The sequence below is a fragment of the Enterobacter sp. SLBN-59 genome (assembly GCF_024807915.1).
Classification (GTDB): Bacteria; Pseudomonadota; Gammaproteobacteria; order Enterobacterales; family Enterobacteriaceae; genus Enterobacter; species Enterobacter asburiae_B.
Genome location: NZ_JANUFI010000001.1, coordinates 3,069,902 through 3,083,437, shown reverse-complemented (window position 1 = coordinate 3,083,437; position 13,536 = coordinate 3,069,902). Strand labels below are relative to the sequence as shown.

At 54.0% G+C, this 13,536-nt stretch carries 13 protein-coding genes; 11 read left to right on the top strand and 2 right to left on the bottom strand.

The annotated features are described in order from the left end of the window. Nucleotides 1-185 precede the first annotated feature (185 nt). Entirely contained in the window at nt 186-2,054 is a 1,869-nt protein-coding gene (gene kup / locus M2422_RS14675) for a low affinity potassium transporter Kup (RefSeq protein WP_023309781.1), read from the bottom strand. A gap of 222 nt (nt 2,055-2,276) precedes the next feature. Between kup and ravA the strand changes: the two genes are divergently transcribed. Beyond that, complete coding sequence (gene ravA, locus M2422_RS14670; protein ID WP_023309782.1) at nt 2,277-3,773, top strand: ATPase RavA; 1,497 nt, start codon at nt 2,277-2,279, stop codon at nt 3,771-3,773. Beyond that, a complete protein-coding gene (viaA, locus tag M2422_RS14665; RefSeq protein WP_259141277.1) occupies nt 3,767-5,218 on the top strand; it encodes an ATPase RavA stimulator ViaA in 1,452 nt (483 codons plus the stop codon). Before ravA ends, viaA begins: the two co-directional genes overlap by 7 nt. On the opposite strand, the gene asnA is transcribed toward viaA, so the two are convergent. Further along, nucleotides 5,219-6,211: an aspartate--ammonia ligase gene (gene asnA / locus M2422_RS14660; RefSeq protein WP_045888253.1), complete on the bottom strand. Its 993-nt coding sequence runs from the start codon at nt 6,209-6,211 to the stop codon at nt 5,219-5,221. A gap of 151 nt (nt 6,212-6,362) precedes the next feature. Between asnA and asnC the strand changes: the two genes are divergently transcribed. The 9 genes from asnC (at nt 6,363) to atpH (ending at nt 13,532) form a co-directional block, all read left to right on the top strand. Next, nucleotides 6,363-6,821, top strand: coding sequence for a transcriptional regulator AsnC (asnC, locus tag M2422_RS14655; protein WP_023333916.1), 459 nt, complete (start codon nt 6,363-6,365; stop codon nt 6,819-6,821). Between the two features lie 90 nt (nt 6,822-6,911). Further along, nucleotides 6,912-7,361 (top strand): FMN-binding protein MioC, encoded by a 450-nt coding sequence (gene mioC, locus M2422_RS14650; protein WP_023309786.1) that lies wholly within the window; start codon nt 6,912-6,914, stop codon nt 7,359-7,361. Nucleotides 7,362-7,735: 374 nt separating this feature from the next. Further along, the gene (gene mnmG, locus M2422_RS14645) at nt 7,736-9,625 is read left to right on the top strand and encodes a tRNA uridine-5-carboxymethylaminomethyl(34) synthesis enzyme MnmG (RefSeq protein ID WP_014072433.1); all 1,890 of its coding nucleotides are present in this window, start codon (nt 7,736-7,738) and stop codon (nt 9,623-9,625) included. A 106-nt stretch (nt 9,626-9,731) separates the two neighbouring features. Further along, nucleotides 9,732-10,355, top strand: a complete 624-nt coding sequence (gene rsmG / locus M2422_RS14640; RefSeq protein WP_023309787.1) for a 16S rRNA (guanine(527)-N(7))-methyltransferase RsmG — start codon at nt 9,732-9,734, stop codon at nt 10,353-10,355. Between the two features lie 616 nt (nt 10,356-10,971). Then, nucleotides 10,972-11,352, top strand: coding sequence for a F0F1 ATP synthase subunit I (gene atpI / locus M2422_RS14635; protein ID WP_008500194.1), 381 nt, complete (start codon nt 10,972-10,974; stop codon nt 11,350-11,352). 8 nt (nt 11,353-11,360) lie between these two features. Then, on the top strand, nt 11,361-12,176 hold the full coding sequence (gene atpB / locus M2422_RS14630; protein WP_023309789.1) for a F0F1 ATP synthase subunit A: 816 nt from the start codon (nt 11,361-11,363) through the stop codon (nt 12,174-12,176). Nucleotides 12,177-12,225: 49 nt separating this feature from the next. After that, nucleotides 12,226-12,465, top strand: coding sequence for a F0F1 ATP synthase subunit C (gene atpE / locus M2422_RS14625; RefSeq protein WP_000429386.1), 240 nt, complete (start codon nt 12,226-12,228; stop codon nt 12,463-12,465). A 48-nt stretch (nt 12,466-12,513) separates the two neighbouring features. Further along, on the top strand, nt 12,514-12,984 hold the full coding sequence (atpF, locus tag M2422_RS14620; RefSeq protein WP_014072436.1) for a F0F1 ATP synthase subunit B: 471 nt from the start codon (nt 12,514-12,516) through the stop codon (nt 12,982-12,984). A 14-nt stretch (nt 12,985-12,998) separates the two neighbouring features. Further along, nucleotides 12,999-13,532 (top strand): F0F1 ATP synthase subunit delta, encoded by a 534-nt coding sequence (gene atpH / locus M2422_RS14615; RefSeq protein ID WP_023309790.1) that lies wholly within the window; start codon nt 12,999-13,001, stop codon nt 13,530-13,532. Nucleotides 13,533-13,536: the final 4 nt, after the last annotated feature.

The following is a 13,536-nucleotide window of genomic DNA, read 5'->3' as shown; positions in this document are numbered from 1 at the left end:
CTAGCGAAACGTTTCGCTGACATCAGTTTAATCTCAAGAATGTTCAGAAAACCATCATGACGTAACAGATTTGTGATCGACGTCGAAACGTTTCGCTAAGTGAAATGCAGAGACAATTATTGTGGGTTGGCGAGGGGTTTGGTAGGCCGGGTAAGCGAAGCGCCACCCGGCATTTTCAGAAGGGATTAGATCTCGACCTGCGTCCCCAGCTCAATCACGCGGTTAGGCGGGATCTCAAACTGGTCAGGCGCGCGCAGGGCGTTACGCTGCAGGATGAGGTACAGCTTGCCGCGCAGGCGCAGATACCACGGGCGCTTGCCGATGATCAGCGACTCGTGCGACATAAAGAACGACGTCTCCATCATCCGGCAGCTCAGTCCTTCCAGGCCGCAGCGATGGAACACCTCTTCCACGTTTGGCGTTTCGCGCCAGCCGTAGCTTGCCACCACGCGCCAGAAGGTCGGCGACAGCTGCTCAATCTGCACGCGGCGCACGTTGTGAACATACGGCGCATCTTCGGTGCGCAGCGTCAGCAGGATCACACGCTCGTGCAGCACTTTGTTGTGCTTGAGGTTATGCATCAGCGCGAACGGAATGACGTTCAGCGCGCGTGACATATATACCGCAGTACCCGGCACGCGGACCGGCGGGGATTTCTCCAGAGAAGCGATCATCGCCTCCAGAGAATTGCCGTGCTCGTGCATGCGGCGCAGCAGGCGGAAACGCTCGCTTTTCCAGGTGGTCATGACGATGAACATCACCAGACCCAGCGTCAGCGGCAGCCAGCCACCGGAGACAATTTTATCGAGGTTCGCTGAGAACAGCGGCACGTCGATACACAGGAAGCCCACCAGAATCATCGCCACGAGGAATTTATTCCAGTGCCAGTTTCGGTACGCCACCGTGGTGGAGAGAAGCGATGTCAGCACCATCGTACCGGTTACCGCAATACCGTACGCTGCAGCCAGGTTACTGGAGTGCTCGAAGCTGACGATAACAATAACAACAGCGAAATAGAGGAGCCAGTTAACGAACGGGATGTAGATCTGACCCGACTCCATCTCTGAGGTATGGATGATGCGCATCGGTGACAGATACCCCAGACGCACGGCCTGGCGCGTCAGAGAAAACACGCCGGAAATCACCGCCTGGGAGGCAATGACTGTCGCCAGCGTCGCCAGGATCAGCATCGGCACCAGCGCCCAGTCAGGCGCCAGCAGGAAGAACGGGTTCTTGATCGCTTCCGGGTTTTTAAGCAACAGCGCGCCCTGACCGAAATAGTTCAGCACCAGCGACGGCAGCACCACAATAAACCATGCCACGCGGATAGGCAGTTTCCCGAAGTGGCCCATGTCAGCATACAGCGCTTCCACACCGGTGATGGAGAGCACGACGGCCCCCAGCGCCACGAAGGAAACCACTTTGTATTCGAGGAAGAAATGCACCGCCCAGTAAGGGTTCAGCGCATGCAGCACTTCAGGGTTCGCGATAATGCTGCGCAAGCCAAGCGCCGCCAGGATCAGGAACCAGGCCAACATAATCGGCGCGAACAGTTTGCCCACCAGCCCTGTACCGTGCTTCTGGATCATGAACAGCAGCGTCAGGACAATAATGGCCAGCGGAACCACCCATGAATCGAGCTGCGGAGCGATAATCTCCAGCCCCTCTATCGCTGACAGCACCGAGATAGCCGGCGTTATCACCACTTCCCCGTAAAAGAAACTGCCGCCAATCAGGCCGATAATGACCAGCACAGAGGTCATCCTGGCCGAGGTATTACGCCCGGCAAGAGACATCAGGGTCAGGATCCCACCTTCACCTGCGTTATCAGCACGCATAACGAAGGAGAGATATTTAACGGAAACCACCAGGATCAGCAGCCAGAAAATGAGGGACAGGAAGCCAAACACGGCATCGCGTTCAACACCAAAACCAAACTGGCCGGACAGACATTCACGAAGCGTATAAAGCGGGCTGGTGCCGATATCACCGTAGACAACCCCGATCGCCGCAAGCGTTATTGCGGGTAATGATTGCTTATTATCAGTGCTCATAGACTAGTCTTTTCGTTTAAATAACAAATGTGTTCCCGGTCCCTTGGCCCACAAAAAGCGCACAGTATGCACGATTCATTGCAAAATCGTACCCCTAAATGCAACCGCATTAATGTAGCGCAAAGAAAATTGCGCCGCACTTCAGTCTATTACCAGCCCTGACTGAAACGTCTATACTCGCTTCAATTGGCCGCCACGACGGCGAAAGGATGCAAAACTATTATGGCTCACTCACATTTATTAGCAGAAAGAATTTCCCGCCTCAGCAGCGCGCTGGAAAAAGGCCTTTTCGAGCGTAGCCACGCCATCCGCCTCTGCTTACTGGCGGCGTTGAGCGGTGAAAGCGTGTTTTTGCTGGGACCGCCGGGCATTGCCAAAAGCCTGATTGCCCGCAGGCTGAAATTTGCTTTTCAGAACGCCCGCGCCTTCGAATATCTCATGACCCGGTTTTCCACCCCAGAAGAAGTTTTTGGTCCGCTCTCCATTCAGGCATTGAAAGATGAGGGGCGCTATCAGCGTCTGACAGAAGGGTATCTTCCGGAGGCTGAGATTGTTTTTCTCGATGAGATCTGGAAAGCGGGGCCGGCTATTCTGAACACCCTGCTCACGGCGATAAACGAACGTCGGTTCCGTAACGGCGCCAGTGAAGAGAAAATCCCGATGCGCCTGCTGGTGGCCGCCTCTAACGAACTGCCTGAAGCCGACAGCAGTCTGGAAGCGCTGTATGACCGTATGCTTATCCGCCTGTGGCTGGACAAAGTGCAGGATAAATCCAACTTCCGCTCCATGCTGGTCAGCCAGCAGGATGAAAGTGAAAACCCGGTATCCGCTTCGCTGCAGGTGACGGATGAGGAGTATCACCAGTGGCAGCAGGATATCGGCAAAATCAAGCTGCCTGACGCCGTCTTCGAGCTGATCTATCTCCTGCGCCAGCAGCTTGATCTCATCCCTTCAGCGCCCTATGTCTCCGATCGCCGGTGGAAAAAAGCGATCCGCCTGCTGCAGGCGAGCGCCCTGTTCAGCGGGCGTGATGCCGTCGCGCCAATCGATCTGATCCTGCTGAAAGACTGCCTCTGGCACGATGCAGAAGGCATGAACCTGATGCAGCAGCAGCTTGACGTTTTGATGACCGGGCACGCCTGGGGACAGCAGGCAATGCTCAACCAGCTGGGGGCGATTGCCCAGCGGCGCATCCAGCTCCAGCAGCAGCAAAGTGATAAAACCGCGCTGAAAGTGAATCGCCTTGGGGGCATGTTCGCCCGCAAACCGCACTACGAGCTTCCCGCGGATCTGACCGGCGCAACGCTAACGTTGCTGCTCCAGCAGCCGCTTAAACTGCATGATATGCAGGTGGTGCACATTACGATTGAGCGCGAGGCGCTGGCGCAGTGGCTGGATAAGGGCGGAGAGATCCGAGGAAAACTCAACGGCATTGGTTTCGCGCAGCCGCTGAATATGGAAGTGGACAGCAGCCAGCACCTGGTGATCCGCGACGTCAGCCTCCAGGGATCGCGTCTTGCGCTTCCGGGCACCGCCTCTGACAGCGTCCCCGAAGAGATTAAGCAGCAGCTGGAAGCGCTGGATACCGAATGGCATCAGCAGCACACCCGCTTTAGCGAGCAGCAAAAATGCCTCTTTATTCATAGCGACTGGTTAGGCCGCATCGAAGCCAGCCTGCAGGACGTCAGCGCGCAGATCAAACAGGCGCGTCAATGCTAACGCTGGATACGCTTAACGTCATGCTGGCCGTCAGCGAGGAGGGGTTGATCGAAGAAGTGGTCATTACCCTTCTGGCGTCGCCGCAGCTGGCGGCGTTTTTTGAAAAATTTCCAAAGCTTAAAAAGGCGATGACGGACGATCTTCCGCGCTGGCGGGAAAATTTGCGTCAGCGGTTCAGGGAGACCGAAGTTCCCCCTGAGTTAACGGAAGAGGTGTCCTGCTATCAGCAGTGCCAGCGGCTCTCCACGTCGCAGTTTATCGTCCAGCTCCCGCAAACCCTGACGTTGCTCGATAACGTCCACTCTCCGTTTGCCAGCCAGGCCCGGGCGCTGGTCACGGATAACGCCACCTTTACACCCGCACTTCATACCCTCTTCTTACAGCGCTGGCGCCTCAGCCTGGTGGTTCAGGCCACAACGCTGAACCAGCAGCTGCTGGACGAAGAGCGTGAACAGCTGCTCAGTGAAGTTCAGGAACGGATGACGCTGAGCGGCCAGCTAGAACAGGTGCTGGTGGAGAATGAAAACGCCGCAGGGCGTCTGTGGGATATGAGCGCCGGCCAGCTCCGGCGCGGGGATTATCAGCTGATCGTCAAATACGGCGATTTTCTGGCGCAGCAGCCCGAGCTGATGAAGCTTGCAGAACAGCTGGGTCGCTCAAGGGAGGCAAAGTCGGTCCCAAAGAAAGATGCCCCGATGGAAACCTTCCGCACCCTGGTGCGCGAACCGGCTACCGTGCCGGAGCAGGTCGACGGGCTCCAGCAGAGCGATGACATTTTACGCCTGCTGCCCACGGAACTGAGCACGCTGGGGATGACCGAGCTGGAGTATGAGTTCTATCGTCGGCTGGTGGAAAAACAGCTTCTCACCTACCGACTGCACGGCGAAGCCTGGCGTGAGAACGTCAGCCAACGGCCGGTCGTCCATCAGGATTTTGATGAACAGCCGCGCGGGCCATTCATTGTTTGCGTGGATACGTCCGGTTCGATGGGCGGGTTTAACGAGCAGTGCGCGAAGGCGTTCTGTCTGGCACTGATGCGCGTGGCGCTGGCCGATCGTCGTCGCTGCTTCATCATGCTCTTCTCCAGCGAGGTGGTGGGCTATGAGCTGACGAATCAGCAGGGTATCGAGCAGGCAATCCGCTTCCTGAGCCAGCGCTTTCGCGGCGGCACGGATCTGGCCAGCTGCTTTCGCAGCATTGTGGAGCGTATGCAGGGAGGCGACTGGTATGACGCTGACGCGGTGGTGATTTCCGATTTTATTGCCCAGCGGCTGCCGGATGACGTGGTGAATAAGGTGAAGGAGTTACAGCGGGTGCACCAGCACCGATTTCATGCGGTGGCGATGTCAGCCCATGGAAAACCCGGCATCATGCGCATCTTCGATCATATCTGGCGCTTTGATACCGGGCTGCGTAGCCGCCTGCTCAGACGCTGGCAGCGTTAATTACAGAAGAGAACCGACGCTTTCACGTACCTGCTGCGGCCAGACGCCACACTGAACCTGACCGATATGGGGTAATTGCAGCAGCAGCATGGTCAGACGGGACTGGCCGATACCACCGCCGATAGTCTGAGGCATTTCACCGCGCAGCAGCGCCTGGTGCCACTCGAGTTTGAGACGATCTTCATCGCCGGTGACCGCCAGCTGGCGCTTCAGCGCGTCAGCATCCACGCGGATCCCCATAGAAGAGAGCTCGAATGCGTCTTCCAGTACCGGGTTCCACACCAGAATATCGCCGTTCAGCCCGGCAAATTCGCCCTCACCCGCAGTGCTCCAGTCATCATAATCCGGCGCGCGAACGTCGTGGCGTTTGCCATCAGACAGTTTGCCGCCGATACCGATCAGGAATACTGCACCTAATTCTTTGGCGATCGCACGCTCGCGGCCTTTAGCATCGAGATCCGGGAAGCGGCTCAGCAGCGCCTGGCTGTGAACAAAGTGGATCGTATCCGGCAGGAACGGCGCCAGACCAAACTCTTTGCTCACGGCCGCTTCGGTTGCTTTGATCCCGGCGTAGATCGCCTCAACGGTGGATTTCAGCGTGCCGACGTGACGTTCACCATCACCCATTACGCGCTCCCAGTCCCACTGGTCAACGTAAACGGAATGAATCGGTGAAAGGCGGTCTTCATCGGGACGAAGGGCTTTCATGTGCGTGTAAAGCCCTTCGCCCGCGCTGAAGTCGTGCTGTCCCAGGGTTTGACGCTTCCACTTCGCCAGTGAATGAACCACTTCGAACTGAGCGTCTGGCAGTGTTTTCACTTTCACCTGTACCGCTTTTTCGCATCCAGAGAGGTTATCCTGCGTCCCGTCACCCACGCGGCTCAGAATCGGCGCCTGAACTTCAATAAGGCCAAGCTTCTCTTCCAGCTGGCGGGAAAAATGGGATTTTACGAAACTGATCTGGCGTTGTTTGGCGATGTAAGCGGTTTTCATTATTTATACTCCTGCGTCCTGTTGATATTGATTAAGCAACAGAAATGGCATCATATTCAATAACTCATCAACAAAAAGCCACCTTCACTTTTGATTCGATAAAATTAAACGCTAGAATAGAGTGATTCATTAATCTTCATAAGAAAAAGCTATGGAAAATTATCAGATCGACAATCTCGACCGCGGCATCCTGGAGGCGTTAATGGCCAATGCCCGTACCGCCTACGCCGAGCTGGCGAAACAGTTTGGCGTCAGCCCGGGGACCATTCACGTTCGCGTAGAGAAAATGAAACAGGCGGGGATCATTACCGGCGCACGCATCGACGTCAGTCCTAAACATCTGGGTTACGACGTCTGCTGCTTCATCGGCATCATTCTTAAAAGCGCCAAAGACTACCCTTCAGCCCTGGCGAAGCTGAACGCGCTGGATGAAGTCACCGAGGCGTATTACACCACCGGGCATTACAGCATCTTTATTAAAGTCATGTGCCGATCCATCGACGCCCTCCAGCAGGTACTTATCAACAAGATCCAAACAATCGATGAAATTCAGTCCACCGAGACGCTGATCTCCCTGCAAAACCCGATCATGCGTACCATCCGCCCGTGATCGGGCAAATTCATTCCCACATTTTCCACAGGTAGATCCCAGCTCGTTCACAGCGTACAATGGCCGTCTCTTTATCTGGGCGAGCGATCAATGGCGGACATTACCCTTATCAGCGGCAGCACCCTTGGTGGTGCGGAATACGTAGCGGAACACCTGGCTGAAAAGCTGGAAGATGCGGGCTTTTCTACAGAAACCCTGCACGGTCCGTTGCTTGAAGATCTCCCGACTGACGGGGTCTGGCTGCTGATCACCTCCACGCACGGCGCGGGCGATCTGCCGGATAACCTGCAACCTTTATATGACGAACTGCTGGAACAGCAGCCCGACCTGTCAAACGTCCGTTTTGGCGCGGTGGGGATCGGCAGTCGTGAATATGACACCTTTTGCGGGGCAATAGAGAAAGTTGAAGCCGCTGTTACCTCTTGTGGAGCAAAACAGCTGGGTGAAACGCTCAAGATCAACATCCTCGATCATGACATTCCGGAGGATCCAGCTGAGATCTGGCTCGCGGAATGGAAAAATTTACTCAAAAACGATTAAAGATCGCGCGAACAGATGTGGATAACTCTGGTTAAAAGCTCGTATTAACCCGTAGTTATCCAAAGAACAACTGTTGTATCGTTTTTGACCTGTGTATAAAGTCGCGATCTGATCCCAGCTTATACTGTCCAGGATCACCGATCATTCACAGCAAACGATCCTTTCTAACTGCATGATCTTCTTTGTGAGATCGGACTTATCCACACAGGTTCACGATCCTAATAAGAGATCACAATAGAACAGATCTCTAAATAAAAAGATCTTCTTTTTAATAGCCCAGGATCCCAATGCTTTCTCGAAAGACTAAAGTTGAGTAGAATCCACGGCCCGGGCTTCAATCCATTTTCATACCGCTTTACGCGAGGCAGACCACCATGTTTTATCAGGATCCTTTTGACGTCATCATCATTGGCGGGGGTCATGCAGGCACTGAGGCCGCAATGGCCGCAGCGCGTATGGGTCAGCAGACCCTGCTTTTGACACACAATATCGACACGCTGGGACAAATGTCCTGTAATCCGGCGATTGGCGGCATTGGGAAAGGACACCTGGTAAAAGAAGTGGATGCACTTGGCGGCCTGATGGCGAAAGCGATCGATCATGCTGGCATCCAGTTTAGGATACTAAACGCGAGTAAAGGTCCCGCTGTGCGTGCGACCCGTGCCCAGGCAGACCGCGTGCTTTACCGTCAGGCTGTGCGTACCGCGCTGGAGAACCAGCCGAACCTGATGATCTTCCAGCAGGCAGTTGAAGATCTTATCGTTGAGAACGATCGCGTCGTAGGTGCCGTGACCCAGATGGGTCTCAAATTCCGTGCGAAAGCCGTGGTGCTGACCGTGGGCACCTTCCTGGACGGTAAAATTCATATCGGTCTGGATAACTACAGCGGTGGCCGTGCCGGCGATCCGCCGTCTATTCCACTGTCTCGCCGTCTGCGTGAACTGCCGCTGCGCGTCAGCCGCCTGAAAACCGGTACGCCGCCGCGTATTGATGCGCGCACCATTGATTTCAGCGTGCTGGCGCAACAGCACGGTGATAACCCCATGCCGGTTTTCTCGTTCATGGGCAATGCGGCACAGCATCCTCAGCAGGTACCGTGCTACATCACGCATACCAACGAGAAAACCCATGACGTGATCCGTAATAACCTCGATCGCAGCCCCATGTATGCCGGCGTGATCGAAGGGATCGGCCCACGCTACTGCCCGTCGATCGAAGACAAAGTGATGCGCTTTGCCGATCGTAACCAGCACCAGATCTTCCTGGAGCCGGAAGGGCTGACCTCAAACGAAATTTACCCGAACGGCATCTCCACCAGCCTGCCGTTCGATGTGCAGATGCAAATTGTTCGCTCAATGCAGGGTATGGAGAATGCGAAAATCGTTCGTCCCGGCTACGCTATTGAGTACGATTTCTTCGATCCACGCGACCTGAAGCCAACCCTGGAAAGCAAATTCATCCACGGTCTGTTCTTCGCGGGGCAGATCAACGGCACTACCGGCTACGAAGAAGCGGCTGCACAGGGCCTGCTTGCCGGTCTGAACGCCGCACGCTTCTCCGCTGAGAAAGAGGGCTGGGCACCAGGCCGTTCTCAGGCGTATCTGGGCGTGCTGGTTGACGATCTCTGCACGCTGGGTACCAAAGAGCCGTACCGTATGTTTACCTCTCGCGCGGAATATCGCCTGATGCTGCGCGAAGATAACGCCGACCTGCGTCTGACCGAAATGGGCCGCGAGCTGGGTCTGGTCGATGACGAGCGCTGGGCGCGCTTCAACGAAAAGCTGGAGCGCATTGAACAGGAACGTCAGCGCCTGAAAACCACCTGGGTGAATCCGCAGGCGGAAACCGCTGCCGAAGTAAACGCTCACTTAACAGCGCCGCTGTCGCGCGAAGCCAGCGGGGAAGATCTGCTGCGCCGTCCTGAAGTCACCTACGAGAACCTGGTCAAACTGACCGCGTTCGCGCCTGGCCTGGAAGACGCTGAAGCGGCAGAGCAGGTTGAGATCCAGGTGAAGTACGAAGGTTACATCGCGCGTCAGCAGGATGAGATCGAAAAACAGCAGCGTAACGAAAACACGCTGCTGCCGGAAATGCTGGACTACCGCCAGGTGACGGGCCTTTCCAACGAAGTGATCGCCAAGCTGAACGATCACAAACCGGTATCGATCGGCCAGGCATCCCGTATCTCCGGCGTCACGCCTGCGGCGATTTCGATTCTGCTGGTCTGGCTGAAAAAGCAGGGCATGCTGCGCCGCAGCGCATAATGCCAGAACATTGTCCGGTGGCGCTGCGCTTACCGGGCCTGATGAACCCGTAGGGCGGGTAAGCGAAGCGCCACCCGCCATCTAAGTTTTCCAACAGGTATTCACCGTGCTCAACAAACTCTCTCGTCTGCTGGATCAGGCAGGTATTTCGCTCACCGATCACCAGAAAAATCAGCTGGTGGCCTATGTCGATATGCTGAACAAATGGAACAAAGCGTACAACCTGACCTCAGTACGTGACCCCAACGAGATGCTGGTACGCCATATTCTCGATAGCATCGTGGTTGCCCCCTGGCTGAAAGGTGAGCGTTTTATCGACGTGGGGACGGGACCGGGTTTACCGGGCGTTCCGCTGTCGATTGTTCGCCCTGAAAGCCACTTCACGCTACTGGACAGCCTCGGCAAGCGCGTGCGCTTTTTACGTCAGGTACAGCATGAGCTGAAGCTTGAAAACATCACGCCCGTGCAGAGCAGGGTAGAGGAGTTCCCGGCAGAGCCGCCGTTTGACGGGGTTATCAGCCGTGCATTTGCTTCGCTCAACGATATGGTGAGCTGGTGCAAACACTTACCTGCGGAGAACGGCCGCTTTTATGCGCTGAAAGGGCAGTTGCCAGGCGATGAGATTGAACAGCTCCCGGACGGTTTTGCTGTTGAATCCATCGAGAAATTACACATTCCTCAGCTCGATGGGGAGCGTCATCTGGTGATAATTAAGCCAAACAATTTTTAAAAAATTAATAAAAAATGTGGAATTTGTGCTGTTCTTCGCATGTTAAAAAACAGCACAAATACAGAGGATTTACCGGCGGTCTTTTAACCTCTTTTTCACTAAGGCTTTTCTTATGGTTAACCTGGCGACTTTTATTCACCGAGAAGATAGTCATCTGTGAAAATATAAGTCTGCTAAAAGTGGAAGGCAGTAACCAGAACGCAATGTTAATTATTTATTAAGAATGTCAATAAAACGTTTTTATTGTGTACTGGGCTGTTTTGAAAATAGTTACGACATTTTGCGTTTAATTTCATAAAGATAAATTTGCGCGATTTGCGCCTTTGATAAATACAACCTTATCGCAAATGTGTGTTTTGTGATCTCGTGCACGCTTTATCGCCAACGTTTTCGCGCTGTTTGCAGTTTTGGTCGAAGGTTGACGCTTTCAGCGAAAGTTAAAAAATAGCGGTGGGGAAAAATATTTAAACATTTATTCACCTTTTCGCTACTTAATGTTTGAAATCACGGGTGCGCACCGTATAATTTGACCGCTTTTTGATGCTTGACTCTGAGCCTTAAAGGACGTTTTATACGACACGCGGCATACCTCGAAGGGAGCAGGAGTAAAAACGTGATGTCTGTGTCGCTCTTGAGTAGAAACGTTGCTCGTAAGCTTCTGTTCATTCAGTTTCTGGCTGTGATAGCAAGTGGACTGCTGTTTAGCCTCAAAGACCCCTTCTGGGGCATCTCCGCCGTGTGCGGGGGTTTGGCGGTTGTGCTGCCAAACGTGTTGTTTATGATTTTTGCCTGGCGTCATCAGGCGCATACACCTGCCAAAGGCCGCGTGGCCTGGTCCTTCGCCCTCGGCGAAGTGTGTAAGGTGTTGCTGACCTTTGCTCTACTGGTGATGGCGCTGGCGGTTTTGAAAGTGGTCTTCATGCCGCTGATAGCAACGTGGGTTTTGGTGCTGGTGGTACAAGTTCTGGCTCCAGCTGTAATCAATAACAAAGGGTAAAAGGCATCATGGCTTCAGAAAATATGACGCCGCAGGATTACATAGGTCACCATCTGAATAACCTTCAGCTGGACCTGCGTACATTCTCGCTGGTGGATCCACATAACCCCCCGGCCACCTTCTGGACGATCAACATCGACTCCATGTTCTTCTCGGTGGTTTTGGGTCTTCTGTTCCTGGCCATGTTCCGCGGTGTTGCTAAACGAGCGACCAGCGGTGTTCCAGGGAAATTCCAGACCTTCATCGAAATGATCATCGGCTTCGTCCATGGCAGCGTCAAAGACATGTACCATGGTAAGAGCAAGCTGATTGCTCCGCTGGCCCTGACCGTGTTCGTTTGGGTCTTCCTGATGAACCTGATGGACCTGCTGCCAATCGATCTGCTGCCGTTCATCGGCGAGCACATCTTCGGCCTGCCTGCGCTGCGTGTTGTACCGTCTGCGGACGTGAACATCACCCTGTCGATGGCGCTGGGCGTATTTATCCTGATTCTTTTCTACAGCATCAAAATGAAAGGCGTAAGCGGCTTTGTGAAAGAGCTTACCTTGCAGCCGTTCAACCACTGGGCGTTTATTCCGGTCAACCTGATCCTGGAAGGCGTTAGCCTGCTGTCCAAACCTGTTTCACTGGGTCTGCGACTGTTCGGCAACATGTATGCGGGTGAGCTGATTTTCATTCTGATCGCGGGTCTTCTGCCGTGGTGGTCACAGTGGATTCTGAATGTGCCATGGGCCATTTTCCACATCCTGATCATTACGCTGCAAGCCTTTATCTTCATGGTTCTGACGATCGTCTATCTGTCGATGGCGTCTGAAGAGCACTGATTTTTTACCAACACTACTACGTTTTAATTGAAACAAACTGGAGACTGTCATGGAAAACCTGAATATGGATCTGCTGTACATGGCTGCCGCTGTGATGATGGGTCTGGCGGCTATCGGTGCTGCGATCGGTATCGGCATCCTCGGGGGCAAATTCCTGGAAGGCGCAGCGCGTCAACCTGATCTGATTCCTCTGCTGCGTACTCAGTTCTTTATCGTTATGGGTCTGGTGGATGCTATCCCAATGATCGCTGTAGGTCTGGGTCTGTACGTGATGTTTGCTGTCGCGTAGTAGTAGTTTTAAAACCCTAAGCCACAGAAATTAAAGAGGTATTGTGCTGTGAACATGAACGCAACAATCCTCGGCCAGGCCATCGCGTTTATTCTCTTTGTCTGGTTCTGCATGAAGTATGTATGGCCGCCTTTAATGGCTGCCATCGAAAAACGTCAGAAAGAAATTGCTGACGGTCTGGCTTCCGCAGAACGCGCTAAGAAAGATTTGGACCTTGCACAGGCCAACGCGACAGACCAGCTGAAAAAAGCGAAAGCTGAAGCTCAGGTAATCATTGAACAGGCTAACAAACGCCGTTCTCAGATCCTGGACGAAGCCAAAGCTGAAGCAGAACAGGAACGTACTAAGATCGTGACACAGGCTCAGGCAGAAATTGATGCTGAGCGTAAACGTGCTCGTGAAGAACTGCGTAAGCAGGTTGCGATTCTGGCTGTTGCTGGCGCCGAGAAGATCATCGAACGTTCCGTGGATGAAGCTGCTAACAGCGACATCGTGGACAAACTTGTCGCTGAACTGTAAGGAGGGAGGGGCTGATGTCTGAATTTGTTACGGTAGCTCGCCCCTACGCCAAAGCAGCTTTTGACTTTGCTGTCGAACACCAAAATGTCGATCGCTGGCAGGATATGCTGGCGTTTGCCGCTGAGGTGACGAAAAACGAACAAATGGCTGAGTTGCTTTCCGGTGCGTTAGCACCTGAAACTCTCGCCGCGTCGTTTATCGCCGTGTGCGGAGAGCAACTGGATGCCAACGGCCAGAACCTGATTAAGGTGATGGCAGAAAATGGTCGTCTCCGTGTGCTCCCGGATGTTCTCGAGCAGTTTGAGCACTTACGTGCCCTTAGTGAAGCAACCGCTGAAGTCGAAGTGACTTCTGCGACTGAACTGAGTAATGAACAGCTTGCGAAAATCACCGCCGCGATGGAAAAACGTCTGTCACGCAAAGTTAAGCTGAATTGCAAAATCGATAAGTCTGTAATGGCAGGCGTAATCATCCGTTCGGGTGATATGGTCATTGATGGCAGCGTACGCGGCCGTCTTGAACGCCTTGCAGACGTCTTGCAGTCTTAAGGGG

Coding starts and splice junctions, on each gene's coding strand:
- kup (WP_023309781.1), bottom strand. CDS start 2,054: ATGAGCACTGATAATAAGCAATCATTACCCGCAATAACGCTTGCGGCG.
- ravA (WP_023309782.1), top strand. CDS start 2,277: ATGGCTCACTCACATTTATTAGCAGAAAGAATTTCCCGCCTCAGCAGC.
- viaA (WP_259141277.1), top strand. CDS start 3,767: ATGCTAACGCTGGATACGCTTAACGTCATGCTGGCCGTCAGCGAGGAG.
- asnA (WP_045888253.1), bottom strand. CDS start 6,211: ATGAAAACCGCTTACATCGCCAAACAACGCCAGATCAGTTTCGTAAAA.
- asnC (WP_023333916.1), top strand. CDS start 6,363: ATGGAAAATTATCAGATCGACAATCTCGACCGCGGCATCCTGGAGGCG.
- mioC (WP_023309786.1), top strand. CDS start 6,912: ATGGCGGACATTACCCTTATCAGCGGCAGCACCCTTGGTGGTGCGGAA.
- mnmG (WP_014072433.1), top strand. CDS start 7,736: ATGTTTTATCAGGATCCTTTTGACGTCATCATCATTGGCGGGGGTCAT.
- atpI (WP_008500194.1), top strand. CDS start 10,972: ATGTCTGTGTCGCTCTTGAGTAGAAACGTTGCTCGTAAGCTTCTGTTC.
- atpB (WP_023309789.1), top strand. CDS start 11,361: ATGGCTTCAGAAAATATGACGCCGCAGGATTACATAGGTCACCATCTG.
- atpE (WP_000429386.1), top strand. CDS start 12,226: ATGGAAAACCTGAATATGGATCTGCTGTACATGGCTGCCGCTGTGATG.
- atpH (WP_023309790.1), top strand. CDS start 12,999: ATGTCTGAATTTGTTACGGTAGCTCGCCCCTACGCCAAAGCAGCTTTT.